This window comes from Pararoseomonas sp. SCSIO 73927, assembly GCF_037040815.1.
In the GTDB taxonomy this organism is placed as follows: Bacteria; Pseudomonadota; Alphaproteobacteria; order Acetobacterales; family Acetobacteraceae; genus Roseomonas.
In genome coordinates this window covers 5,158,880-5,182,539 of the sequence record NZ_CP146232.1, presented here as the reverse complement: position 1 = coordinate 5,182,539, position 23,660 = coordinate 5,158,880, and the positions used below count along the sequence as shown (strand labels likewise).

Annotated in this window: 22 protein-coding genes; 14 read left to right on the top strand and 8 right to left on the bottom strand. The window is 73.0% G+C overall.

The features are described from left to right. Positions 1–443 precede the first annotated feature (443 nt). Positions 444–1,685: a DUF2254 domain-containing protein gene (locus tag VQH23_RS24555; RefSeq protein ID WP_338663290.1), complete on the bottom strand. Its 1,242-nt coding sequence runs from the start codon at positions 1,683–1,685 to the stop codon at positions 444–446. Positions 1,686–1,754: 69 nt separating this feature from the next. Here VQH23_RS24555 and VQH23_RS24550 point away from each other — a divergent pair, with 69 nt between their 5' ends. From VQH23_RS24550 to VQH23_RS24530, 5 genes are all read left to right on the top strand, one after another. After that, the gene (locus VQH23_RS24550) at positions 1,755–2,213 is read left to right on the top strand and encodes a GFA family protein (protein ID WP_338663289.1); all 459 of its coding nucleotides are present in this window, start codon (positions 1,755–1,757) and stop codon (positions 2,211–2,213) included. A gap of 99 nt (positions 2,214–2,312) precedes the next feature. Then, positions 2,313–2,630 carry a DUF1244 domain-containing protein gene (locus VQH23_RS24545; protein WP_338663288.1) on the top strand — a complete coding sequence of 106 codons (318 nt, stop codon included), beginning with the start codon at positions 2,313–2,315 and terminating at the stop codon, positions 2,628–2,630. 10 nt (positions 2,631–2,640) lie between these two features. Further along, on the top strand, positions 2,641–3,312 hold the full coding sequence (locus VQH23_RS24540) for an EI24 domain-containing protein (RefSeq protein WP_338663287.1): 672 nt from the start codon (positions 2,641–2,643) through the stop codon (positions 3,310–3,312). 225 nt (positions 3,313–3,537) lie between these two features. Then, a complete protein-coding gene (locus tag VQH23_RS24535; RefSeq protein WP_338663286.1) occupies positions 3,538–3,849 on the top strand; it encodes a DUF2312 domain-containing protein in 312 nt (103 codons plus the stop codon). 154 nt (positions 3,850–4,003) lie between these two features. Next, complete coding sequence (locus tag VQH23_RS24530) at positions 4,004–5,128, top strand: sulfite oxidase (RefSeq protein ID WP_338663285.1); 1,125 nt, start codon at positions 4,004–4,006, stop codon at positions 5,126–5,128. A gap of 22 nt (positions 5,129–5,150) precedes the next feature. Here the strand turns inward: VQH23_RS24530 and VQH23_RS24525 are convergent, their stop codons facing one another. Beyond that, on the bottom strand, positions 5,151–6,896 hold the full coding sequence (locus VQH23_RS24525; protein WP_338663284.1) for an AMP-dependent synthetase/ligase: 1,746 nt from the start codon (positions 6,894–6,896) through the stop codon (positions 5,151–5,153). Positions 6,897–7,010: 114 nt separating this feature from the next. On the opposite strand from VQH23_RS24525, the gene VQH23_RS24520 reads away from it, so the two are divergent. Together VQH23_RS24520 and VQH23_RS24515 are read left to right on the top strand one after the other, a co-directional pair. After that, a complete protein-coding gene (locus VQH23_RS24520) occupies positions 7,011–8,861 on the top strand; it encodes a M3 family oligoendopeptidase (protein ID WP_338663283.1) in 1,851 nt (616 codons plus the stop codon). Between the two features lie 12 nt (positions 8,862–8,873). Further along, positions 8,874–10,244 (top strand): AarF/ABC1/UbiB kinase family protein, encoded by a 1,371-nt coding sequence (locus VQH23_RS24515; protein WP_338663282.1) that lies wholly within the window; start codon positions 8,874–8,876, stop codon positions 10,242–10,244. Here the strand turns inward: VQH23_RS24515 and VQH23_RS24510 are convergent. The 4 genes from VQH23_RS24510 to VQH23_RS24495 all read right to left on the bottom strand — a co-directional run bounded on the left by VQH23_RS24510 (position 10,241) and on the right by VQH23_RS24495 (position 15,427). Next, positions 10,241–12,685, bottom strand: coding sequence for an EAL domain-containing protein (locus VQH23_RS24510; protein WP_338663281.1), 2,445 nt, complete (start codon positions 12,683–12,685; stop codon positions 10,241–10,243). The two genes, VQH23_RS24515 and VQH23_RS24510, sit on opposite strands and share 4 nt — an antisense overlap. Positions 12,686–12,750: 65 nt before the next feature. Beyond that, positions 12,751–13,062: a hypothetical protein gene (locus tag VQH23_RS24505; RefSeq protein ID WP_338663280.1), complete on the bottom strand. Its 312-nt coding sequence runs from the start codon at positions 13,060–13,062 to the stop codon at positions 12,751–12,753. After that, positions 13,059–14,435, bottom strand: a complete 1,377-nt coding sequence (locus VQH23_RS24500) for an acyclic terpene utilization AtuA family protein (RefSeq protein ID WP_338663279.1) — start codon at positions 14,433–14,435, stop codon at positions 13,059–13,061. The genes VQH23_RS24505 and VQH23_RS24500 overlap by 4 nt, the downstream gene beginning before the upstream one ends. Further along, a complete protein-coding gene (locus VQH23_RS24495) occupies positions 14,435–15,427 on the bottom strand; it encodes a tripartite tricarboxylate transporter substrate binding protein (RefSeq protein WP_338663278.1) in 993 nt (330 codons plus the stop codon). Before VQH23_RS24495 ends, VQH23_RS24500 begins: the two co-directional genes overlap by 1 nt. Before the next feature lie 121 nt (positions 15,428–15,548). Here VQH23_RS24495 and VQH23_RS24490 point away from each other — a divergent pair, with 121 nt between their 5' ends. The 4 genes from VQH23_RS24490 to VQH23_RS24475 all read left to right on the top strand — a co-directional run bounded on the left by VQH23_RS24490 (position 15,549) and on the right by VQH23_RS24475 (position 19,524). After that, positions 15,549–16,454 carry a LysR family transcriptional regulator gene (locus tag VQH23_RS24490; RefSeq protein ID WP_338663277.1) on the top strand — a complete coding sequence of 302 codons (906 nt, stop codon included), beginning with the start codon at positions 15,549–15,551 and terminating at the stop codon, positions 16,452–16,454. An 86-nt stretch (positions 16,455–16,540) separates the two neighbouring features. Next, the gene (locus tag VQH23_RS24485; protein WP_338666157.1) at positions 16,541–17,689 is read left to right on the top strand and encodes a Re/Si-specific NAD(P)(+) transhydrogenase subunit alpha; all 1,149 of its coding nucleotides are present in this window, start codon (positions 16,541–16,543) and stop codon (positions 17,687–17,689) included. Positions 17,690–17,702: 13 nt separating this feature from the next. Next, a complete protein-coding gene (locus VQH23_RS24480; RefSeq protein ID WP_338663276.1) occupies positions 17,703–18,107 on the top strand; it encodes an NAD(P) transhydrogenase subunit alpha in 405 nt (134 codons plus the stop codon). Between the two features lie 4 nt (positions 18,108–18,111). Beyond that, positions 18,112–19,524: an NAD(P)(+) transhydrogenase (Re/Si-specific) subunit beta gene (locus tag VQH23_RS24475; protein WP_338663275.1), complete on the top strand. Its 1,413-nt coding sequence runs from the start codon at positions 18,112–18,114 to the stop codon at positions 19,522–19,524. Here the strand turns inward: VQH23_RS24475 and VQH23_RS24470 are convergent. Next, entirely contained in the window at positions 19,490–20,224 is a 735-nt protein-coding gene (locus tag VQH23_RS24470) for a gamma-glutamylcyclotransferase (protein WP_338663274.1), read from the bottom strand. The two genes, VQH23_RS24475 and VQH23_RS24470, sit on opposite strands and share 35 nt — an antisense overlap. Positions 20,225–20,369: 145 nt before the next feature. Here VQH23_RS24470 and VQH23_RS24465 point away from each other — a divergent pair, with 145 nt between their 5' ends. Beyond that, positions 20,370–21,962: an ABC transporter substrate-binding protein gene (locus VQH23_RS24465; protein ID WP_338663273.1), complete on the top strand. Its 1,593-nt coding sequence runs from the start codon at positions 20,370–20,372 to the stop codon at positions 21,960–21,962. A 106-nt stretch (positions 21,963–22,068) separates the two neighbouring features. On the opposite strand, the gene rpsU is transcribed toward VQH23_RS24465, so the two are convergent. Continuing rightward, a complete protein-coding gene (gene rpsU / locus VQH23_RS24460; RefSeq protein WP_043829268.1) occupies positions 22,069–22,272 on the bottom strand; it encodes a 30S ribosomal protein S21 in 204 nt (67 codons plus the stop codon). A 211-nt stretch (positions 22,273–22,483) separates the two neighbouring features. On the opposite strand from rpsU, the gene def reads away from it, so the two are divergent. Continuing rightward, positions 22,484–23,011: a peptide deformylase gene (def, locus tag VQH23_RS24455; RefSeq protein ID WP_338663272.1), complete on the top strand. Its 528-nt coding sequence runs from the start codon at positions 22,484–22,486 to the stop codon at positions 23,009–23,011. Beyond that, positions 23,008–23,589, top strand: coding sequence for a COQ9 family protein (locus tag VQH23_RS24450; RefSeq protein WP_338663271.1), 582 nt, complete (start codon positions 23,008–23,010; stop codon positions 23,587–23,589). The genes def and VQH23_RS24450 overlap by 4 nt, the downstream gene beginning before the upstream one ends. Positions 23,590–23,660: the final 71 nt, after the last annotated feature.

Genomic DNA, 23,660 nt, shown 5'->3' with positions numbered 1-23,660 from the left:
AGCTGGCCCGGGGCGGAAAGGGGGCGCGGCCCATCGGGCCGCGCGTCTCAGGCCCGGGCGGCGTCCGCGCGCCGGGCCGGGGCCGGTTTCAGGGGCGACACGCGCGGCCCTGTCGCGCCCGCGCGGCCGTCTCGCCGGGCGGATCGGTGACAGGGCGGTGAGATTCCGGGTAGGACATGAGAGTTCGTCGCCTAAACGGTGGTCACGGACCGGGTTTCGCAACTCATGGTTGCTTAACGCAAAGCGAAGCCGTTTTGCAGTTGATGATGCTTCAAACGTCTCAACTGTTCGTGACGTTAACCTTTCCGACACACTTATGTGTCCCGGCCGCACACAGGGGACCCCGCCGCGCGTTCGCGGCCGGCTTACCGGGTTGGGGTCTAGGGTCGACGGCGGCTCCGGAAGTTCGGTGAGCGAAAGCGCGCAGCTTCGGCGCGCTGGCTTCAGCCCGGGGCCAGCCGCCGCAGCGCCTCCAGCTCCTCGGGCAGCGCGATCGCCGCCTCCGCCAGGGCCAGGGCGCGGCGGGCCTCCGCCTCAGCGGGGCCGCGCAGCCCTTCCCCACCCAGCTCCGGCAGGGCGGCGAGGGACTTCAGCAGCCGCGCCATCACGTCGGGGTTGCCCGCGCCGTCCCGCGCCAGGGGGCGGAAGAAGTCCGCCACCAGTTCCGCCGGGTCCAGGGCGGGAATGGCCAGATGCGGGTAGCGCGCAGCTTCCCCGCGCGCCTCCCCCGGATTCGCCCAGGCATCGAAGGCGCGCAGCCCGCCGGCCAGGACGCGGATGGCGGTGCCCGCGTCGTTGATGCCGTCCGAGAGCGCCCGGGAGCCGATCTCGGCGAGCACCAGCAGCCCGAAGCGGGGATCCTGCCCGAAGCTGCGGTCCCGCCCGAGAAGGACGGCGTCGCGCACCGCCGCTTCCGCCGCCCCGTCCGGCACCTCGCGGCTCCAGGCCAGCACCGCGCCGCGATGGACGAGCTTGCCCGGCACCAGCCGGAGCTGCAGCCCGCCCAGCCGCTCCCCGGCCCGCTCCAGCGCCTCCAGGTCCAGATGGACGATGTAGCCGTTCCCCGCCGCCCGGATCGGGTGCGCCCCGGGCGGCGGCCCCGGCGGCGCGGGGGCGGCGCCGAAGCTCGGCGCAAGGGCGGCCTCGCGCAGCGCCGCGATCGCGGCCTCCTCCACGCGCTCCATCGTCTCGGCCACGCGGCCCATCCGCGGCAGCCGGTCGATCCAGCGCAGCAGCGTCAGCACCACGACCGCCACGACGGCGAGGGTCGCCAGGAAGAGCAGGCTCCGCCCCTCCTCCCCGTAGAGCCCGGTGCTGAGGGCGATGAGCCCCACCAGGCTGAACAGGAAGGCCCCGATGAAGGTGCCCAGCGCGTTCTGCGCCGTGCTGTCCTCCATCAGCAGCGTCGTCGCCCTCGGCGTCGCGTTCGCGGTCGCCGAGGAATAGGCCGAGACGAGGGTGGAGAGGGAGAAGGTCGCCACCGTCAGCATGGAGGAGGCGAGGATCCGCAGGATGTCCCCCACCGCGTCCGCCCCGATCCGGCGGGAGGCGCCGGCGGGCAGCAACGGCCCGAGGAACACCGCCGCCAGCGCCACCGCGACCCCCGCGAGGGAGAAGAGCGAGCCGCGGAACCAGAGCCGCCCCCAGAGCCGCCCGGCCAGCCACCCCCACCGCGTCGTCGCCATGCCCGTCCCCTCCCGCCGCGGAGGGGGGACGCGCGGCGGGCCGGGGGGGTTTCCCGCCCTGCCGGCCGGATGCCATCCTCCCCCCGCACGGAGGAGGCGGCGATGGCGGCGGAGGGAGGTCTGGAGGAAGGTCTCCCGGGCGGCTGCCACTGCGGCGCGGTGCGCTACGAGGCGCGCGGCGAGCCCTTCCACGCCACGATCTGCCACTGCGCGGATTGCCGCCGCGTCGCCGGCGCCCCCGTCGTCGCCTGGTTCACCGTGCGGCGCGCGGATTTCCACGTGATGCGCGGCACGATGCGCCGCTACGCCTCCTCCGCCCGGGCGGAGCGCGGCTTCTGCGGGGATTGCGGCACCCCCATCACCTTCCAGGCTCACGACCTGCCGGACGAGATCGACGTGGCGACGGCGACGCTGGACGATCCCTCGGCCGTCCCCCCGCAGGACCATACCCGCGTCGCCTCCGGCGTCCCCTGGGCCGCGCCCTGCGACGGCCTGCCCAGCCACCGCGGCGCCCGCCCCGAGGGTTGAGGTCCGGGACGAGGGCGGGGGACAGCGCCGGGACGCGGCGCCGAGGGATGGCGCCGCCGCCGCCGCCACCCCATCTCGGCGGCCGAGAGAGGGGATCCCATGACCGAGCCCGGAACAGAGATGGACGACGCCACCCGTACGGAGCTGGAGGCTGCCGCCTTCCGCCGCCTCGTGAGCCACTTGCGCGAGCGGACGGACGTGCAGAACATCGACCTGATGAACCTCGCCGGCTTCTGCCGGAACTGCCTCTCCCGCTGGTACCGCGAGGAGGCGGAGGGCAGGGGCATCCCGCTGCCCGACCCGGAGGCGCGGGAGATCGTCTACGGCATGCCCTACAAGGAGTGGCAGGCGAAGCACCAGAGGGAGGCGAGCGCGGAGCAGAAGGCCGCCTTCGTGAAATCCAGCCCGGGCCACTGAGTTGGGCGCGGTGATCGCCAGCCTCGTCATGCCCCTGAGCCAGGTGCTGGACCGCGGCTTCCGCGGCCCGCTCCTGAAGGGCATGGCAGGCGCCGTGCTGGCCCTCGGCGCCCTCGTCTGGGCCACCGGCTGGGCGATGGACACGTTGGCCGGCGGCACCGGCTGGCTCGCCGCCGCGGCCGGCGTGCTCGGCGGCCTCGCCGGCCTCTTCGCCGCCTTCTGGCTCTTTGTCCCCTTCGCCCTCGCCATCGCCGGCCTCTTCCTGGACGAGACGGCGGAGGCGGTGGAGCGCCGCCACTACCCGCTGCTGCCCCCGCCGCACCGCGGCGCCTCGCTCGCCGCCCAGGGCGTGTTTAACGTCGCCCTCGCCCTGAAGGTCCTGGCCCTGAACCTCGTCCTGCTGCCGGTGGCGCTGCTGCTGCCCCTACTGGGCGGCGCGCTGCTCTGGGTGGTCGCGGCCGTCTCCCTCGGCCACGGCCTCTTCGAGGGGGTGGCGCAGCGCCGCATGCCCGTGGCGGAGGCGCGAAGGCTGCGCCGGCGACGGGAGTTCTCCGTCGTCACGGTCGGGGCGGCCATGGCCACCCTCGCCCTGCTGCCGGTCGCCAACCTGCTGGTCCCCGTCCTCGGCACGGCCGCCATGACCCACCTCCTGCACCGCGGCGCGGATGGCCCCGTCGCCTGAGCGAAGGCGTACGGATCGGCATGGAAGGGTGACACGGGCGCCACGCCGTTCGCGGAAGGTTCCCCATCGCGAATCCAGGCATTGAGGCGGAAGGGCCAGCGGGGGTAAGACCCGCGCCTTCGCCCGAGGGGGGCTGAGGGGCTGCCAGGGGAGGGGGCGGGCGCCGCGCGCGCCCGCCGCCATCGGCCGCCCGAGCGGAGCACGACCGGAGCAAAGGGGGCTGCCATGTCCGACGCACCTTTCGACATCGACGACGAGGCCGCCGCGAGCCGCGCGAGGCAGGCCGCCGACCCGGACCCGGATGTCGGCGGCATCGCCGTGGACCGGCTCCGCTCCATCATCGAGCGGGTGGAGCGGCTGGAGGAGGAGCGCAAGGCGCTCGCCGACGACATCAAGGACATCTTCGCCGAGGCGAAGAGCGCCGGCTTCGACGTGAAGGTGGTCCGCCAGATCATCCGCCAGCGGAAGCAGGAGCCCGCCGAGGTGGAGGAGATGGAGACCCTTCTCGAGCTGTACCGCCGCGCGCTCGGCATGTGATCCGGCGAGCCCCGGCCCCCGCCCCGGAAGCGGGCGGCCGGGGGATTTCCGGAGCCGCAGGGATTGCCGGAGCCTCGGGGATTTCCGGAGCCTCGGGGATTGCCGGGGCCGCAGGGATTGCCGGAGCCTCGGGGGGGCGCATAGGCTCCGCCGCATGGACGCAGCCCCGGACGCCTCGGCGCGGAACGAGACCCTCCTCCGCCCGGGCAAGAAGGGCCTCACCGTCCTCCCGGACGGGGCGCTGAACGCGGAGACGCCGCTGGCGCTGCTGGACGCCCCGCTCACGCCCGTCGAGCGCTTCTTCGTCCGCAACAACGGCGCGCTGCCCCGGCCGGAGCCGCGCGCGGAGGACTGGGCGCTGACCGTGGACGGCGCCGTGGAACGCCCGCTTTCCCTCGGCCTGGAGGCGCTGCGGGCCCGCTTCGAGACCGTGAGCGTGACGGCCGTGCTGGAATGCGCCGGCAACTCCCGCCACCGCTTCACGGAGCCCGTGGACGGCCTGCCCTGGGGCGAGGGCGCGGTGGGCTGCGCCCGCTGGACCGGCGTGCGCCTGCGCGACGTGCTCCACGCCGCCGGGCTCCGCCCGGAAGCCGTCTACACCGCGCATTTCAGCCCGGACCGCGCCCTGGACGGGGCGGGCGATGCCCTCTCCCGCGGCCTGCCGCTCTGGAAGGCCTTGGCGTCGGAAACGCTGCTCGCCTTCGCCATGAACGACGCCCCGCTGACCTTCCTCCACGGCGCGCCGCTGCGGATCGTGGCGCCCGGCTTCCCCGGCTCCGCCTGGCAGAAGTGGCTGTCCCGCATCACCCTGCGCGACCGGGAGCACGACGGCGCCAAGATGACGGGCTACGACTATCGCCTCCCCGCCCGCCCCGTCGCGCCCGGCGAATGGCCGCCGCCGGAGGAGATGGCGGTCATCGAGGACATGCCCGTCAAGTCCCACATCCTCTCCCCGGCAGAGGGGGAGGCGCTGCGCGCGGGGCACTCCACCACGGTCCGCGGCCACGCCTGGTCCGGCCACGTCCCGCTCGCGTCGGTGGAGGTCTCCACCGACGGTGGCGCCACCTGGAAGCCCGCTGTACTCGGCCCGCAGGAGGGCGACTTCGGCTGGGCCCCCTTCGCGCTGGACTGGGTGCCGGAACGGGCAGGGGGCCGCCGCATCCTCGCCCGCGCGCGGAACGCGCGGGGCCGGGCGCAGCCGCTGGACGCGCCCTGGAACCCGAAAGGCTACGCCAACAACGCCTGCCACGCGGTGGACGTGGCGGTGGAGCCCGCCTGATCCCGGCTCACCTGACCGCCTCTCAGTAGAGCTCCTCCACCGTCCCCGCGTGCCGCTCCAGCACGGCCTTGCGCTTCACCTTCATGGTGGGGGTGAGAAGCCCGTTCTCGAGCGTGAAGGCGTCCACCGCCTTCCACTTGCGCACCCGCTCCAGCGAGGAGAGCTTGCCGTTGATCCGCTGCACCGCCTTGTCCGGCGATGCGCCCTCCGCCGGCACAATCAGCGCCACGATCCCCGGCCGGCCCTCGCCCGCCACCACGGCCTGGGCGATCTCCGGCTCCGCCATCAGCAGCGTCTCGATCCGCGCCGGGCTCACCATGTCGCCGCCGAGCGTCTTGATGAAGTCCTTCTTGCGGTCGGTGATGGTCAGCCGCCCATCCCCGTCGATCGCGCCCACGTCGCCCGTGTGCAGCCAGGGCCGCTCCTCGCCCTGCTCTTCACCGGGCGGCACGGAGAGGGCGCGGCCCGTCGCCTCGGCGTCGCCCCAGTAGCCGTCCATCACCAGCTTCCCGCGGATCAGCAGCTCCCCATCCTCGGCGATCCGTGTCTCCACCCCCTCCACGGGCCGCCCCACCGTGCGGCGGTGATTGTCCCAGGGCAGGTTCACGGCCACCACCGGCCCCGCCTCCGTCTGCCCATAGCCCTGCAGCACCGTCACCCCGAGCGCGAGGAAGAAGCCCGACAGGTCCGGATCCAGCCGCGCCCCGCCGGAGACCAGCGCGCAGAGCCGCCCCCCGAACCGCGCCCGGATGGGATTCCGCACCAGCCGGTCCAGCACCGCGTCCTCAACCCGCGCCAGAAGCCCCAGCGGCGGCCCGTCCAGCCGCCGCAGCCCCAGCGCCAGCGCGCGCTCGAAGAGCCGCCGCTTCCAGGGCTTCTCCTTCTCCAGCCCCGCCAGGATGCGCCCCCGTAGCACCTCGAAGAGCCTCGGCACGGCCGTGACGAGCGCCGGCTCGATCTCCCGGAACTCGTTCGCCAGCCGGTCCGCCCCGCGCGAGAACACGATCTCCAGCCCGCAGGAGGGCAGCAGGAACCCCCCCACCGTGTGCTCGTAGGCATGGGAGAGCGGCAGGAAGGAGAGGTAGCACTCCCCCTTCCAGTAGATCCCGAGCCGCCGGATGAAGGGCGCCACCCCCTCCCGGTTCGCCAGCATCGCGCGGTGCGGCAGCATCACCCCGCGCGGCTTCCCGCCCGTGCCGGAGGTGTAGATGAGGCAGGCGAGCCGCCCCTCCGGGATCTGCTCCGCCTCCGCCACCAGCATCGCCAGGTCGCCCGGCGCCGCCGCCAGCTCCGCCCAGGCCACGGCTCCCTCCGCCGCCTCCAGGCACACCAGCAGGTCCAGCCCGGCGCCGCCATGCTCCGCCCCCGCCGCCTCGCGCAGCAGCCCGGCCAGCCGCGCACGCCCGGCGATGGCCGCGCGCGCCCCGCTGTCCCGCAGCACATGGGCGTGATCCGCCACGGTGTTCGTCACGTAGGTCGGCACCATCACCGCGCCGATCGCCATCACCGCCGTGTCCGCGATCAGGAACTCCGGCCGGCTCTCCATCGCCAGCAGCACGCGGTCCCCCGGCGAGACGCCCCGCGCCCGCAGCCCCGCCGCGACATTGGCCACCGCGAGCGCGAAGTCCCGCCAGAGCGTCCGCTTCCAGCCGCCCCCCTCCCAGTGGCGGATCATCGGAGCGTCGGGGTTGCGCGCGGCCAGACCCAGCATCATCCCGGGCAGGCTCGTCCAGCGCTCGCCCACCGGGTGGTCCGTGACCTGATCCATTCCGTTCCCCATCCCTGTTCTGCCCCGCGCATCGGCCCCGGGCGCCCTTGGCTCGCCTCTGTGCGGGCTTATATCGGGAGGAGGAATCCCGATACCACAAGGCGTCCCGACCGCATGAATGCCAGATCTCCCGCGCCACTCCAGGACCTCGCCCGCGACACCGAGGCCCGGATCGGCGCCATCCCGGCCGGGGAGCGCCTGCCGGAATGGGATCTGCGGGACCTCTACGCCCGCCCCGACGACCCCGCCCTGCTGGCCGACCTGGACGCCGCGGAGCGCGCCGCCCAAGTCTTCGAGGCAGCCCATGCCGGCCGCCTCGCCTCCCTCTCCGGCGACGCGCTGGCCGCCGCGCTCCGCGAGTACGAGCGGATCGAGGAGATCATCGGCCGCGTGATGTCCTACGCGCAGCTCCTCTTCAGCGGCGACGCCCAGAACGCGGAGAACGGCCGCTTCTACCAGACCATGCAGGAGCGGGTGACCGGCATCGGCAGCCACCTCCTCTTCCTCACGCTCGAGCTGAACCGGCTGGACGATTCGCTGCTGGAGGGCCGCATCGCCGGCTCCGCGGCCCTCGCCCGCTGGCGCCCCTGGCTGCGCGACCTTCGCGTCTTCCGTCCGCACCAGCTCTCCGACGAGGTGGAGAAGCTGCTGCACGAGAAGGAGGTCACCGGCCGCTCCGCCTGGAACCGCCTCTTCGACGAGACGGTGGCCCATATGCGCGTGCCCGTGACACGGGATGGCCGGACCGAGGAGCTGACCGTCTCGGCGGCGCTGAACCTCCTCTCCGACGGCAACCGCGCCGTGCGGGAAGCAGCGGCCACCGGTGTCTCGAAGGCCTTCGGCGACAACATCCGGCTCTTCTCCCTCATCACCAACACCCTGGCGAAGGACAAGGAGATCATCGACGGCTGGCGCAGCTACCCGCGCCCCGGCACCTCCCGCAACCGCGCCAACATGGTGGAGGACGAGGTGGTGGACGCCCTCGTCTCCGCCGTGGTGGAGAGCTACCCGCGCCTGTCGCACCGCTACTACGCGATGAAGGCCCGCTGGCTCGGGCTGGACAAGCTGAAGCACTGGGACCGCAACGCGCCGCTGCCCGGCGACGTGGACCGCAGCATCTCCTGGGAGGCGGCGCAGGAGCAGGTCCTCACCGCCTACGCCGCCTTCAGCCCGGAGCTCTCGGCGCTCGGCCGCGACTTCTTCGACAAGCCCTGGATCGACGCCGCCCTGCGCCCGGGCAAGGCCAGCGGCGCCTTCGCCCACCCCACCGTGCCCTCGGCCCATCCCTACCTGCTGCTGAACTACCACGGGAAGACGCGCGACGTGATGACGCTCGCGCACGAGCTCGGCCACGGCGTCCACCAGCGCCTCGCTGCCGGCCAGGGCTACCTCATGTCCGGCACGCCGCTCACGCTGGCGGAGACCGCGAGCGTCTTCGGCGAGATGCTCACCTTCCGCGCCATGCTGGACGCGGAGACGGATCCCGCCCGCCGTCGCCTCATGCTCGCCTCTAAGGTGGAGGACATGCTGAACACGGTGGTCCGCCAGATCGCCTTCTACCGCTTCGAGACCCTGCTGCACGACGCCCGCGGCAAGGGCGAGCTGTCGTCGGAGGAGATCGCGAACCTCTGGATGCGCGTGCAGGCGGAAAGCCTGGGCCCCGCCTTCGACTTCACCGGGGATTACGGCGTCTACTGGTCCTACGTGCCGCACTTCGTGCACACGCCCTTCTACGTCTACGCCTACGCCTTCGGGGACTGCCTGGTGAACGCCCTCTACGGCGTGTACCAGGACGGCTCCGTGCCGGACTTCGCGGCGAAGTACCTCGACCTGCTGCGCGCCGGCGGCACGCTGCGCCACAAGGAGCTGCTGGCCCCCTTCGGCCTCGACGCCTCCGATCCCCGCTTCTGGAAGCGCGGCCTGGACGTGATCGCCGGCTTCATCGACGAGTTGGACGCGAATTGAGGATCGGGGCGGATGGCTGATCGCGAGAACACCTTCTTCGGCGAGATCCGCCGCATGGCCCGCACCTCTGGCGCCGTCGGCGGCATCGCCGCCCGCGTGGCGGGGGAGCGCTTCCTCGGCATCAAGACCGACAAGGCGGCGCACGCCGAGGACCTGAAGTTCATCCTCGGCGGCCTCAAGGGCCCGCTGATGAAGGTGGCGCAGTTTCTCTCCACCGTGCCGAACGCCCTGCCGGAGGAGTACGCCCAGCAGCTCGCCTCCCTCCAGGCGAACGCGCCCCCCATGGGCTGGGCCTTCGTCCGCCGCCGCATGGGCACGGAGCTCGGCCCGGCCTGGGAGAGCAACTTCCGCGACTTCGGCCGCGAGGCCGCCGCCGCCGCCTCCCTCGGGCAGGTCCACCGCGCCACCCTGAAGGACGGCACGCTCGTCGCCTGCAAGCTGCAATACCCGGACATGCCGAGCGTGGTGGAGGCGGACCTGAAGCAGCTCCGCCTCGCCATGGGCCTCTACGCCCGCATGGACAACACCATCCAGCACGACGACGTCTATGACGAGCTGAGCGAGCGCCTGCGCGAGGAGCTGGACTACGAGCGCGAGGCCGCGCAGATGCGCGCCTACGGCCTCATGCTGCGCGACGAGCCTCTGGTCCACGTGCCCACGCCCGTGCAGTCCCTCACCACCAAGCGCCTCCTGACGATGAGCTGGCTGGACGGCCGCTCCATCCTCACCCGCCTCTCCGAGGAGCCCTCGCTGGAGGAGCGCAACGCCTACGCGAAGGCGCTGTTCAAGGCCTGGTACGTGCCGCTCTACCGCTACGGCATCATCCACGGCGACCCGCACCTCGGGAATTACCAGGTCCGCCCGCCGGGAACCGAGCACGGCGACGGCGGCATCAACCTGCTGGACTTCGGCGCGATCCGCGTCTTCCCGCCCCGCTTCATCACGGGAACGCTGACCCTCTACGAGGCGGTGCGCGACTCCGACAACGACAAGGCCGCCCACGCCTTCGAGCTCTGGGGCTTCAAGGACCTGAAGCGCGAGACGATGGAGGTCCTCCTCCGCTGGGCCCGCTTCCTCTACGAGCCCCTGCTGGAGGACCGCGTCCGCCCCGTGCAGGAGACGAACGACCCGCAATACGGCCGCAAGGTCGCGGAGGAGGTCCATGCCGGCCTCAAGCGCGTCGGCGGCGTCCGTCCCCCGCGCGAGTTCGTCCTCATGGACCGTGCCGCCGTCGGCCTCGGCAGCGTCTTCCTCCGCCTGCGCGCCGAGATGAACTGGCACCAGCTCTTCCACGAGCTGGTGGACGACTACCGCGAGGAGGACCTGGCCGCGCGCCAGTCCGCCACCCTGCGCGAGGCCGGGGTGCCCGAGACGGCCGCCTAGGCGGCCCCCCGGTCAACCACCTGGGCGGTGGCAGGGCCGCGTCCCACCAGCTCGTCGAAGGCCTCGATCGGCTGGGGCCGGCCAATCAGGTAGCCCTGCACCTCCTCGCAGAGCGCCGCGCCCAGCAGGGCGCGCTGCGCCTCCGTTTCCACCCCCTCCGCTACCACCGGCAGCTCCATCGCCCGGCTCAACCCGAGAATGGCGTGAACCATGCCGCCGGAAGGCCCGTCCTCCGTCATGTGCCGCACGAAGCTGCGGTCGATCTTCAGCTTGTCGAAGGGAAAGGCCCGCAGCGTCCCCAGCGACGAGTAGCCCGTCCCGAAATCATCCAGGGAGAGGCGCAGCCCCAGCTCCTTTAGGGCCCGCAGCGTCCCCAGTGCCCGCTCCGTGTCGCTGATCAGCAGCGTCTCCGTGATCTCCAGCTCCAGCCGCCCGGCATCCAGCCCCGTCTCCTCCAGCACGCGCGCCACCTGCGCCGGGAAGTCCGGCTGCTGCACCTGCAGCGCGGAGACGTTCACCGCCACCCGCAGCGGCCGCGGCCAGCTCGCCGCCTCCTCGCAGGCGGCCCGCAGCACCCAGTGCCCGATCGGGATGATCGCGCCGGACGCCTCCGCCACGGGAATGAATACGTCCGGCGGCACGCTCCCGCGTTCCGGGTGGTTCCAGCGCAGCAGCACCTCGAAGCCGGTGATCTCGCCCGTCCCCGTCTCCGCCTGCGGCTGCCAGGCCAGGGAGAGCTGACCGCGCGCCGGCGCCAGCCGCACCTCGCGCTCCAGCGCGCGGCGGCGCCGCAGGTCGCGGTCCATCTCCGCCTGGAAGAAGGCGAAGCTGCCCCGCCCGCCCTCCTTCACCCGGTACAGCGCGACATCTGCCGCCCGCAGCAGCTCCCCGCTGCTCCCGGCATCTGTAGGATAGAGCGCGATGCCGATGGAGGAAGAGATGCTCGCCTCCGCATCCCCCAGGTCGAAGGGCTCGGAGAGCCGCGCAGCCAGCCGCTCCGCCAGCCCCTGCGCCGCCTCCGGCAGCCCCGCCGCGGACTGGATCACCACGAACTCGTCCCCGCCCAGCCGGGCGCAGAGATCCGTGGGGCGCACGGAATCCCGCAGCCGGTCCGCCACCTGCTGCAGCAGCCGGTCGCCGGCGGCGTGGCCGTGCACGTCGTTCACCGGCTTGAAGCGGTCCAGGTCCAGGTAGAGCAGCGCGAAGGCCGCCCCGGTCCGGTCGGCGCGGGACCGCTCCTCCTCCAGCCGCTGCATCATCTGCGCCCGGTTGCCCAGGCCCGTGAGCGTGTCGTGGTGCGCCAGGTGCCGGATGCGGCTCTCGGATTCCAGCCGCTCCCGCAGGTCCCGCAGCGCGACCACCGTGCGCGGCCCGCCGCCCGTCTCCATCGCGCGCCGGTGCAGCTCCACCGGCACGCCGCTGGCCAGCACCACCTGCGGCATCTCCCAGGCATGTGCCCGGTCCTCCTCCCGCAGCAGCGCGGTGAACTCGGCACCCAGCATCGCCTCCCGCGGCAGCCCGGTCAGGGCGCCCAGGCGGCTGCTCGAATCGGTGATCCGCCCGGCCTCGTCCACCACGGCCAGCGCCTCGAAGGCGGCGTCGGCCAGGTGCCGCAGCCGCTCCGCCTCCGCCATCTCCGCCGCCGCGCCCAGCCGCGCCTCGATCGCCAGCACCGCCAGCCCCGCCGCCAGAACCCCGGCCGTGCCGGTGACGACGATGGCCGCGAGCAGCGGCCGCGGCATCCCGGCCCCCGCCGCGGCGGCCAGCGGGTCCGGCCACACCTCCACCGCCCCCATCCCGGTGAAGTGCAGCGAGACGACGGAGAGGAGCAGCAGCCCCGCCGCCCCCAGGCGCCGGGCCAGGGCCGCCCCCGGCCGAAGCAAATTGGGTCGCAGCACATCGGGCCGCAGCACGTCCAGCGCCAGGGCCGCCAGCCCGGCGGCGAGCAGCACGGAAACGGCGGCCAGCCACGGCTCGTGGGTGACGCGCCCGGGCAGCTGCAGCGCCGCCATGCCGAGATAGTGCATGGCCGCGACCGAGAGCCCGGCCACCGCGCCGCCGAGCGGCCGCAGCCAGGCGCCCGCCGCCGCCCTGGACCAGATCAGGAACCCCGCCGCGCCGCCCAGCGAGGCCACCAACGCCGAGAGAACCGTCGAACCGGGGTCGTAGGTGGTCGGCAGTCCCGAATCATAGGCGAGAAGCGCCAGGAAATGCGTGGACCAGGCGCCGCCTCCGAGGGTGGCGCCGGCCAGGGCCGGGCGGACCCACGCCCCGCCCAACCCCGCGCGGCCGCGCGCCTGCCGCCGCGCACGGTCGCGCGCCTGGTTGCCTGCCTGGGGCAGCAGCGCGGCGGCGAGGGCGGCCGCGAGGCAGATCGCCGCGGCGATGGCGACGGTCAGCGGATCGTGGCGCTCGGTCAGGCAACCGAAGATTCGGGTCATGGAGGCGTCCCTGCGGGCCGCCCGATTGATCCCCGTTCCGGATTGAGAACCGGTAAACGCCGCCCCTAGCCCGGCGGCGCCACCTCCATGCCCAGCAGCAGGAAGGAGAGGGTCTTCCCGTGCCCGTCAAGGTTCAGCGCCCCGTTCACGCCCCCCTCCAGCACGTCGTCCAGCACGAAGTTGAACCCGTGCAGGAGCGGCAGGTCGTAGCGCACCACCCGCGTGCAGCCGCGATGCGCGAAAAGCGCCATCACCCGCGCCTCCGTCACCTCCGCCGAAAGATGCGGGTAGTCCGCGGGATCCCGCGCGAAGAGCCCGATGTTCAGCCGGTTCCCCTTGTCCCCGGCACGGGCATGGGCGAGCTGGTGCAGGGTCACGCCACGAACTCCACCACCGGATGCACCCGCTCCCGCGGCACGAGGAAGGAGAGCGTCCGCACCCGGTCCACCACCCGCATCCTCGCCCCGCCGCCGCCCGCCGGCCCGCAGCACAGCAGCGCCAGCACCTCCCGCGTCGCCCGCTCCGCCGGCGCCCGCGCCTCGGTGGCCAGCGAGAGCCGCAGCCGCACCTCCGCCGGCTCGTCCCGCCGCTCCCCGCGCAGCGCCCCGGAATCGCCCTCGTGCACGCTCGCCACACCGATGAGGTCCAGTCGCGCCCGCCCTTCCAGCCCCAGGTTCCGCGCCCGCTCCAGCAGCGTCCGCCCCGCCAGCTCCGCCCGCGCCCGCGCGTTCGGCCCGGCATAGGAGATCTCGCCCTCGCCGAGCCAACCGCCGGGGAAGGAGACGGTGGCCTTCAACCGCTCCGGCCTCGGCCTGCCCCGGCACCCCCGCACGCGCACCCGGTCCGGCCCCTCCTGCTCCAGCTCCACCCCCGTGATGTCCAGCACCACGTCCGGCGTCAGGTAGGCCGCGGGATCGTGGATCTCGTAGAGCAGCTGCTCCTTCACCGTCCGCAGATCCACCAGCCCGCCCGTGCCCTCCGGCTTGGTGATCGTGAACCCGCCCTCCGCGTCGATCTCCGCGATGGGAAAGCCGATCTCCGCCATCCCCGACACGTCCTTCACGCCGGGATCGGCGAAATACCCGCCCGTCACCTGGCTCCCGCACTCCAGCAGGTGCCCGCAGGCCGTCCCCGCCGCCAGCCGGTCCCAGTCATCCTCCGCCCAGCCGAAATGCGCGATCATCGGCCCCAGCGCGAGCGCCGGGTCGGAGCATCGCCCGGTAATCACCACCTCCGCCCCGTCCCGCAGCGCCGCCGCGATCGGCCGCGCCCCGAGATAAACGTTGGCCGCGATCACCTTCTCCTTCTCCATCACCGCGCCCGGCTCGCCCTCCCACGGCGCGAGGTCGTCCAGGGCATCCGTCCCCCGCACGTCGTCCCCCACCACGGCGGCCACGCGCAGCCCCTCGATCCCCAGCTCCGCCGCCAGCCGCAGCACCGCCCGCGCCGCCGCGCGGGGGTTAGCGGCTCCGCCATTCGTCACGACCGAGATGCGGTGCTCCCGGCACGTCCGCAGGATCGGCCGCAGCAGCGCCTCCAGCATCGGCTCGTAGCCGTGCTCCGGGTTCTTCAGCCGCTCCCCCTGCGCCAGCGCCAGCGTCCGCTCGCCCAAGCACTCCAGCATCAGCGCCGCCGGCCCGCCCAGGCGCGCCAGCGCCGCCACCACGGGGATGGGTGCGTCGATCCGGTCACCGGAGAACCCGGAGCCGCACCCGATCCGCAGGATCGGTTCTTCGGAAGGAAGGGGCATCAGTCCGCCTTGATGTCGGCGGCGCGGATCACCTCGCGCCACTTGGCGATGTCGCCCTCAAGGAACGGCCGGAACTGCGCCGGCGGCATCCCCACCGGCTCCAGCCCCTGCTCCACCAGCTTCGGCCGCAGCGCCGCATCCGTCAGCGCCCTGTTCAGCGCCGCGTAGATCCTCTCCAGCACCGGTGCCGGCAGGTTGGCCGGCGCGAAGAGCCCGTGCCAGGCGGAGACGTCGAAATCCGCGATCCCCTGCTCGATCGCCGTCGGCACCTCCGGCGTCCACTCCAGCCGCTTCGCCGAAGTGGCCGCCAGCGCCTTCATCTTCCCGTCCCGCACGAAGGGCAGCACCGCCGTCACCTGGTAGATCGTCATCGGCACCTGCCCGGAGATCACGTCCGTCAGCGCCTGCGGGGCGGAGCGATAGGGAACGTGCTCCAGCGGCGCCCCCGTCTTCAGCTTCAGCAACTCCCCCGCCAGGTGCGAGGAGGTCCCGTTCCCCGCCGAGGCGTAGGCCACGCTCCGCTGCGTCTTCGCCCAGGCGATGAACTCCGGCAGCGTCCTCGCCGGCACCGCATTCCCCACCACCAGCAGGTTCGGCGCATTGGTGACGAGAGAGACCGGCGTGAAGTCCCGCAGCACGTCGTAGGGGATGGTCCGGATCAGCGTCGCGTTCACGGAGTGCGACGCGATCGACCCCATGCACAGGTTGTACCCGTCCGGCGCCGACTTCGCGACCGCGTCCGAACCCACGATCCCGCCCGCGCCCGGCCGGTTCTCCACCACGATCGGCTGCCCCAGCTCCTCCGTCATCCGCGGCGTCACCAGCCGCGTCATGATGTCCGTGCTCGTCCCCGCCGCGAAGGGCACGATCATCCGGATCGGCCGGTTCGGGTACGCCCCCTGCGCCAGCGCCGGGCGGGGCAGGGCAGGGGCTGCGATCGTGGCCCCGGCGGCGGCAAGCAGGGCCCGGCGCGTGCCGGCGATGAGCGTCATGGCAGCTTCCTCGTGATCTTCGTTCAAGGGGCAGGTCTCGCCCGCACTTCGCCATGCAGTTGAGCCGAGGACCTACCATCGAACAATTGAAAGCTTCTGATCGGTCCCATAGAGGAACCCGATGCCAGCCAGCCTGCGCCAAGCCCGTGCCTTCGTCGCCACCGTCCGCCTCGGCAGCCTCACCCGCGCCGCGGAGGCGCTCGGCCTCTCCCAGCCCACCCTGACCGTGCAGCTGCGGGACCTGGAGAGGGCGCTCGGCCTGCGGCTGCTGGACCGGGGCGCCCGCGGCACCCTCCCCACCGCCGAGGGACGGCGCCTCGCCACGGAGTTCGAGCGGCTGATCGCCGACTTCGACCTCCTCGTCACCCAGGCACGCGACGTCGCGGCCCAGCGCGTAGGCACGGTCCGCCTCGCCGCGCTCCCCAGCATCGGCACCACCCTTCTCCCCCGCGCCCTGGCCCGGCTGCGGGAGCGCCGGCCGGGCATCCAGGTCCTCATCCGGGATGCCGTGGCCCGCCGCGTCGCCGCCCTGCTGCGGACCGGGGAGGTCGAGCTGGCGATCGGCACCGATCCCGAGGCCGACCCGGAGTTGGAGGCCTCGCCCCTCATCACGGACCGCATGGTGGCCGCCATCCCCGCCGGCCACCCTTTCGCCGGCCGCCCCTCGATCGGCCTCGCGGAGCTCGCCGGCCTTCCGCTCGCCCTCACGGACCCCGAGAGCAGCGTGCGCGCCCTCGTGGACCGCGCCCTCGCCGGGGAGGGCCTGTCCGTCACCCCCGCCTACGAGGTGACCTACATGAGCACGGCGCTCGGCCTCGCCCGCGCCGGGCTGGCCGTGGCGATTCTTCCCTCCTCCGCGGTTGAGGACGGCCTGCCCGGCGTCACCGCCGCCCCCATCGCCGGGCCGGAGATCCGGCGCGAGATCCTCCTGATCCGCCGCGCCGGCCGCACCCTTTCCCCCGCCGCCGAGGCCTTTCTGGCCGCCCTGCGGGAGGCGGCCGGCCAGGAGGCCGACCAGGGAAACTGAGCGCGCCTCCTTGCGCCGCCGGTCCAGGCTTGCAGCTTTCGATACGCCCCGCGATCCTGCGCGCCGGAAACGACGGGAACCGGATGATGCGTCTTGCCGTGATGAAGGAGCGCCGGGCGGATGAGGCCCGGGTGGCGGCGACGCCGGAGACCGTGAAGAAGCTGATCGCCCTCGGCAACACCGTGGCCGTGGAGGCCGGGGCGGGCCTCGCCTCCGGCATTCCCGATGCCGCCTACCGCGAGGCGGGCGCCGAGGTCGCGCCCGACGCCGCCGCCGCCCTCTCGGACGCCGGGATCGTCCTGAAGGTCCGCGCCCCGCTCGCCGCCGGGGAGGAGGGCCCGGACGAGCTCTCCCTCATCCCCCGCGGCGCCCTCCTCGTCGCCACTTTGGGCGCCGACAAGGATTCCGTCGCCCGCCTCGCCGCCGCCGGCGTGGACGCGGCCGCGATGGAGATGCTCCCCCGCACCACCCGCGCGCAGAGCATGGACGTCCTCTCCTCGCAGGCGAACCTGGCCGGCTACCGCGCCGTGATCGAGGGCGCGGCGGCCTTCGACCGCGCCTTCCCCATGCTGATGACCGCCGCCGGCACCATTCCGGCCGCCAACGTGCTCGTCATGGGCGCCGGCGTCGCGGGGCTCCAGGCCATCGCCACCGCCCGCCGCCTCGGCGGCCGGGTTTCCGCCACCGATGTCCGCCCTGCCGCGAAGGAGGAGATCAAGTCCCTCGGCGCGAGCTTCGTCGGCTACGAGGACGAGGAGTCCAAGGCCGCCCAGACCGCCGGCGGCTACGCGAAGGCGATGAGCGCCGAGTTCCTGGCGAAGCAGGCCGAGATCGTCGCCGCCGCCATCGGCAAGATGGACATCGTCGTCTGCACCGCCCTCGTCCAGGGCCGCCGCGCCCCGATCCTGGTGACGGAGGCCATGGTCGCCTCGATGAAGCCCGGTTCCGTGGTCGTGGACATCGCCTCCGACGCCGGCGGCAACTGCGCGCTCACCAGGCCCGGCGAGCGCGCGGTGACGGAGAACGGCGTGATCATCCTGGGCTGGCGCAACTGGCCCGCCCGCATCCCCGCGGCGGCGAGCAGCCTCTACGCCCGCAACCTCCTGACCTTCCTGACCACCTTCTGGGACAAGGACTCCTCGAAGCCGGCCCTCCCGGCGGAGGACGACCTCGTGCGCGGCGTGATGCTCACGCGCGGCGGCCAGGTGGTGCACCCGAATTTCGCGGCCGGCTGAGGGAACCCGACACATGAACGCTGAGGAACTCGCCATCCGCGCCCAGGCCATGGCCGAGCGCGCCATGGCCATGGCGCTGGAAGCCCGCGCGGCCGCCGGGGAGGCCATGCCGATGATCGAGCACGGCGCGGCCGCGGCCTCGCCCTTCCTGCTCCTCCTCACCATCTTCCTGCTCGCCTGCTTCGTCGGCTACCACGTCGTCTGGAGCGTGACCCCCGCGCTGCACTCCCCGCTGATGGGCGTCACCAACGCCATCTCCTCCGTGATCGTGGTCGGCGCCATGCTCGCCACGGGCCTCGGCGAATCCTGGATCGCCCAGGCCTTCGGCTTCCTCGCCGTCACCCTCGCCGCCGTGAACATCTTCGGCGGCTTCCTCGTCACCCGGCGGATGCTCGCCATGTTCCAGCGGAAGGGCTGAACCGGTGGCGCACACCCTCTCGACGCTCGCCTACCTCGTCGCCTCGGTCCTCTTCATCCTGGCGCTGAAGGGCCTCTCCCACCCCCGCACCAGCCGGCGCGGCAACATCATGGGCATGGTCGGCATGGGGATCGCGATCGTCGCGACCCTCGCCCAGCCCGGCATGCGCGCCGGCGGCATCGGCCTCATCATCGCGGGGCTGGCCATCGGCGGCACGATCGGCGCCGTGGTGGCCAACCGCATCCAGATGACGGCGCTGCCCCAGCTTGTCGCCGCCTTCCATTCCCTCGTCGGCCTCGCCGCCGTCTTCGTGGCGGCCGCCGCCCTCTACGCGCCCACGAGCTTCGGCATCGGCACCCCCGGCAACATCCACGCCCAGTCCCTGGTGGAGATGTCGCTCGGGCTGGCCATCGGCGCCGTCACCTTCTCCGGCTCCGTCATCGCCTTCGCCAAGCTCGCCGGCCGCATGTCCGGCGCCCCCATCCTCTTCAAGGGCCAGCACCCCTTGAACGCCGCGCTCGGCGTGATCCTGGTCCTGCTGATCGCCGTCTTCGTCGCCACCGGCGGCCCCGCCTGGCTGTTCTGGATCATCGCGATCCTGTCCTTCGCGCTCGGCTTCCTGCTCATCATCCCCATCGGCGGCGCGGACATGCCGGTGGTCGTCTCGATGCTGAACTCCTATTCCGGCTGGGCCGCGGCCGGCATCGGCTTCACCATCGGCAACCTGCTCCTGATCGTCACCGGCGCCCTCGTCGGCGCCTCCGGTGCCATCCTCTCCTACATCATGTGCAAGGGGATGAACCGCTCCATCCTCAACGTCCTCCTCGGCGGCTTCGGCGCGGAGGCCGGTGGCGCGGCGGCGGCAACCGGCTCCGGCGGCCCCGCCCGCCCCGTGAAGTCCGGCAGCCCGGAGGACGCGGCCTACATCATGAAGAACGCCGGCAAGGTCATCATCGTCCCCGGCTACGGCATGGCGGTGGCCCAGGCCCAGCAGGTGGTGCGGGAGATGGCCGACCTCCTCAAGAAGGAGGGCGCGACGGTGGAGTACGCCATCCACCCCGTCGCCGGCCGCATGCCCGGCCACATGAACGTCCTGCTCGCCGAGGCCAACGTCCCCTACGACGACGTGCACGAGCTGGAGGAGATCAACCCGGAATTCGCCGAGGCCGACGTCGCCTACGTCATCGGCGCCAACGACGTGACCAACCCCGCCGCGAAGACCGACAAGACTTCCGCCATCTACGGCATGCCCATCCTGGAGGTGGAGCGCGCCAAGACCGTTTTCTTCGTCAAGCGCGGCATGGCCAGCGGCTACGCCGGGGTGGAGAACGAGCTGTTCTTCCGCGACAACACGATGATGCTGTTCGGCGACGCCAAGAAGGTCACCCAGCAGATCGTCCAGGCTCTCCAGAAGTAGCCGGCCCAGAAGCAGTGGGCATAGCCCGGAGGCGGCGGGCGACCTCCGCCTCCAGGCTCTCCAGCATCGCGTCCCGCATCCCGTTCGCTCGCAGGATCGCCGCCGCGTCCATCAGGTAGGCGGCGGCCGACCCGTTCGGCCCCGCCGCGCGCGCGAGCGTATCGGCGGCCTCGTGAACCGGCCGCTCCCCCACATGCAGCCGGTGCCCACGGCGGGTCACGAAGCACAGGGCCCGCACCGGCGCCCCGCTCCCGTCATGCTCCGTGGTCAGCAGCGCGTCGTGCCACTCCGGCGCGTAGAAGCCCGGCCCCATCTCCTGCCGCCACACCGGCCAGAGCCGCCGCTCCACCGCCGGCCCGGGCAGGTGCAGCAGCATTCCCGCGCAGGCCAGCGCCGGATTCGGCTCTAGCCCCAGCGTCAGCCCCGGCCGCGCCGGCGTCCCCCGGTCGTGCACGTCCGAGAGGTCGTAGCGCCGCGCGAACCCCGGCAGGCGGGCAGGGGTGACGATATCCGGCGCCGCCTCCTCGTGCCGCCACATCAGGGCCCCGTAGGCGAAGACCCAGATCCCCAGCGCCGGGTCCCGGTCGTGCAGGAACACCGTCATCTCCGCCCGCAGCCGCACCTCGTCCGGCGCGGGCACCTCCGGCCCCGGCGGCGGTGGGGGCACGCGGGCGATCAGGTCGGGCGTGAGCTGAGGCATGGGCGCTCCGGTTCTGTCCCTGCCGAACGGGGCAGGGCGCCCGCGGTTGTGCGGAAGCCCACGGTCGTGCGGGAGAGGGTGACGCGGCCCGCGCGCCGTGCTGCCATGCCGCCCTGGCAAGGGGCCATAGCGAGAGGTTGGTGCGATGCGGCGACGGCAGGTCCTCTCGGCAACCGCGGCGGCGCTGGCCGCCCCAAGGCTCGCGGCCGCCCAGGGCACCGGCCCGGGTGCGCGGGTCCTGAAGTTCATCCCGCAGGCCGACCTCTCCACCCTCGACCCGCACTGGAACACCGCCTACGTCACCCGCAACCACGGCTTCATGGTCTTCGACACCCTCTACGGCACGGATGCGGAGTACCAGCCGCGGCCGCAGATGGTCGAAGGCCACACTGTGGAGGAGGAGGGCCGCCGCTGGACCCTCACCCTGCGGGAGGGCCTGCGCTGGCACGATGGCGAGCCCGTCCTGGCGCGGGACTGCGTCGCCTCCATCCGCCGCTGGGCCAGCCGCGACGGCTTCGGCGCCACCCTCATGGCCGCCACGGACGAGCTATCGGCTCCCGACGACCGCCGGATCCTCTTCCGCCTGAAGAAGCCCTTCCCGATGCTGCCGAACGCCCTCGGCAAGTTCGGCGTCTTCATGCCGGCGATGATGCCGGAGCGCCTGGCGAGGACCCCCGGCACGACCCAGGTCACGGAGATGGTCGGCTCCGGCCCCTACCGCTTCCTGGCCGGGGAGCGCGTGCCCGGCGCCCGCGCCGTCTACGCCCGCAACGAGCGCTACGTCCCCCGCCCGGACGGCACTTCCAGCGGCACCGCCGGCCCCAAGATCGTGAACCTGGACCGGGTGGAGTGGCTGACCACCCCCGACCCCGCCACCGCCGCCGCGGCCCTCCAGGCCGGCGAGGTGGACTGGTGGGACTTCGCCACCCCCGACCTGCTGCCCTTGCTGCGCCGAAACCGCAACCTGACCGTGGCCGTGCTGGACCGCGCCGGCTACGGCGCCAGCTTCCGCATGAACCACCTGCAGCCGCCCTTCGACAACCCGCTGATCCGCCGGGCCGTCCTCGGCGCCGTGGACCAGCACGACCTGATGATCGCCTGCGCCGGCGACGACCCGGCCATGTGGCGCGTCCCCGCCGGCGTCTTCACCCCGGGCACCCCGCTGGCCAACGACATCGCGCTCGACATCCTGTCCCGCCCGCGCGACCTGGCCCGCTCCCGGCGCGAACTGACGGAGGCCGGCTACAAGGGCGAGAAGGTCGCCTTCATCGTCCCCACGGACCTGCCGCACCTGAACGCGATGAGCGAGGTGATGGCCGACACGATGAAGAAGATCGGCATGAACCTGGACTACCAGGCCACCGATTGGGGCTCCGTCCTCACCCGCCGCGCCAGCAGGGCCGCGCCGGATGCCGGCGGCTGGAGCGCCTTCGTCACCTTCTCCGCTGGCGCCGACAACGCCACCCCCGCCGCCAACACCCAGCTCCGCGCCAACGGTGGGGCGGGCTGGTTCGGCTGGCCCGACGACCCGGAGCTCGAAACCCTGCGCGACGAGTGGTTCGACGCCCCCGACCTGCAGGTCCAGAAGACGGTCGCCGGCCGCATGCAGCGCCGCGCCTTCGAGACGGTGCCCTTCATCCCGCTCGGGCAGTACTTCCAGGCCACCGCCTACCGGAACACGCTCCGCGACGTGGTCCCGAACTTCGCCACCTTCTGGGGCCTTAGCAAAAACGGCTGAGAACGCCAAAAGCCGCGATGCGCAGGGAGCAATCCCCGCGCCGCGGCTTCCAACGTTCGGTGTCCCGCCCCCCTGGACCTGATCGATCAGGGGACGGGAAGGGGGCTCAGAAGCCCTCGCGCTCCAGGCGCTTGCGCTCCACCTTGCGGGCGCGGCGGACGGCCTCGGCGGCCTCGCGCGCGCGGCGCTCCGAGGGCTTCTCGAAGTGGCGGCGCAGCTTCATCTCGCGAAACACGCCCTCGCGCTGCAGCTTCTTCTTGAGCGCCTTCAGCGCCTGGTCGATGTTGTTGTCCCGAACGACGACTTGCACGCGGCAACGACCTCCTGGTCAGGGGTGAGGTTAAAGGATCGCAAAAGGCCGGAGGGACCGAATCCCTTCCGGCGAAAGCCCGGCCGTGTAGCACGGGGCGCAGGGGGGGCGGAAGGCCCAAACGCCGCTGCGCCGCACACTGGTGAAGAATCCAGGCACCGATCCAACATGCCGGGCGGGCCGTGGTTGCCCAGCCGATAATGGAACACGAATGGCCATCCTCAAGATCGCCCGCATGGGCCACCCGGTCCTGCTGCGCCGGGCCGACCCCGTGCCGGACCCCACCGCCCCGGAGATGCGTCGCCTCGCCACCGACATGGCGGAGACGATGATCGACGCCTCCGGCCTCGGCCTCGCCGCCCCGCAGGTCCACATCCCCCTCCGCCTCTTCGTCATGCGGGACGGCCCGCGCGTCATTGCCCTCTTCAACCCGGAGATCGCCCCGATCGGCGAGGACCGCGAACTCGGCTGGGAGGGATGCCTCTCCATCCCCGGCCTGCGCGGGGAGGTGCGCCGCGCCGCCCGCATCGCCTGGAAGGGTCTGGACGCGGAGGGCCGCCCCGTGGCCGGGGAGGCGGACGGCATGGCCGCCCGCGTCATGCAGCACGAGTTCGACCACCTGGAGGGGCTTCTCTACCCCATGCGGATGGAGGATCTCTCCCGCCTCGGCTTCAACGAGGAGCTCTCGCGCCACCAGGCCCAGGAGCCCCGGAAGGACGGAAAGGAGATGGCGCGGTGATCGAGCGCAGCGCGGAGCGGGACGCCGCCATCCTGGCCACCCTGCCGCACGTCCCCCGCCTGGGCTGGACCGCGGCGGCGCTGGAGGCCGGCCTGCGCGGCATCGGCGAGGAGCCCGCCGCGCATCGCTGGCTCTTCCCCACCGGCCCCCTCGGCGCCGCATCGGCCTGGAGCGACCTCGCCGACCGCCGAATGGAGGAGGCGGCGGCGCGGGAGGACCTCTCGACCCTCCGCATCCCCGCCCGCATCCGCCGCGTCGTCGAGATCCGCCTGGAGCAGGCCTCGCCCCACCGGGACGCCCTGCGCCGCGCCCTCGCGCTGATGGCGCTGCCCTGGAACGCCGGCACACTTGCCCGCACCCTGGCCCGGACCGCGGACTCCGTCTGGGCGGCCGCCGGCGACACCTCCGCCGACTTCTCCTGGTACACGCGCCGCGCCTCGCTCGCCGGCCTCTACGCCGCCACCCTGACCTACTGGCTGCGCGAGCCCGAGGACACGCCGGCCACCCTGGATTTTCTTGACAGACGGATGGCAGGCCTGGCGCGCGCCACCGGCCGCGGCCCCCGGAAAGCCTCTTGACCTAGGGCGGAACAGGCTTTCCGCCCGGCCCGGCATCCGCGGCCCGCGGACTTGCCATGGCATTTCCGCCA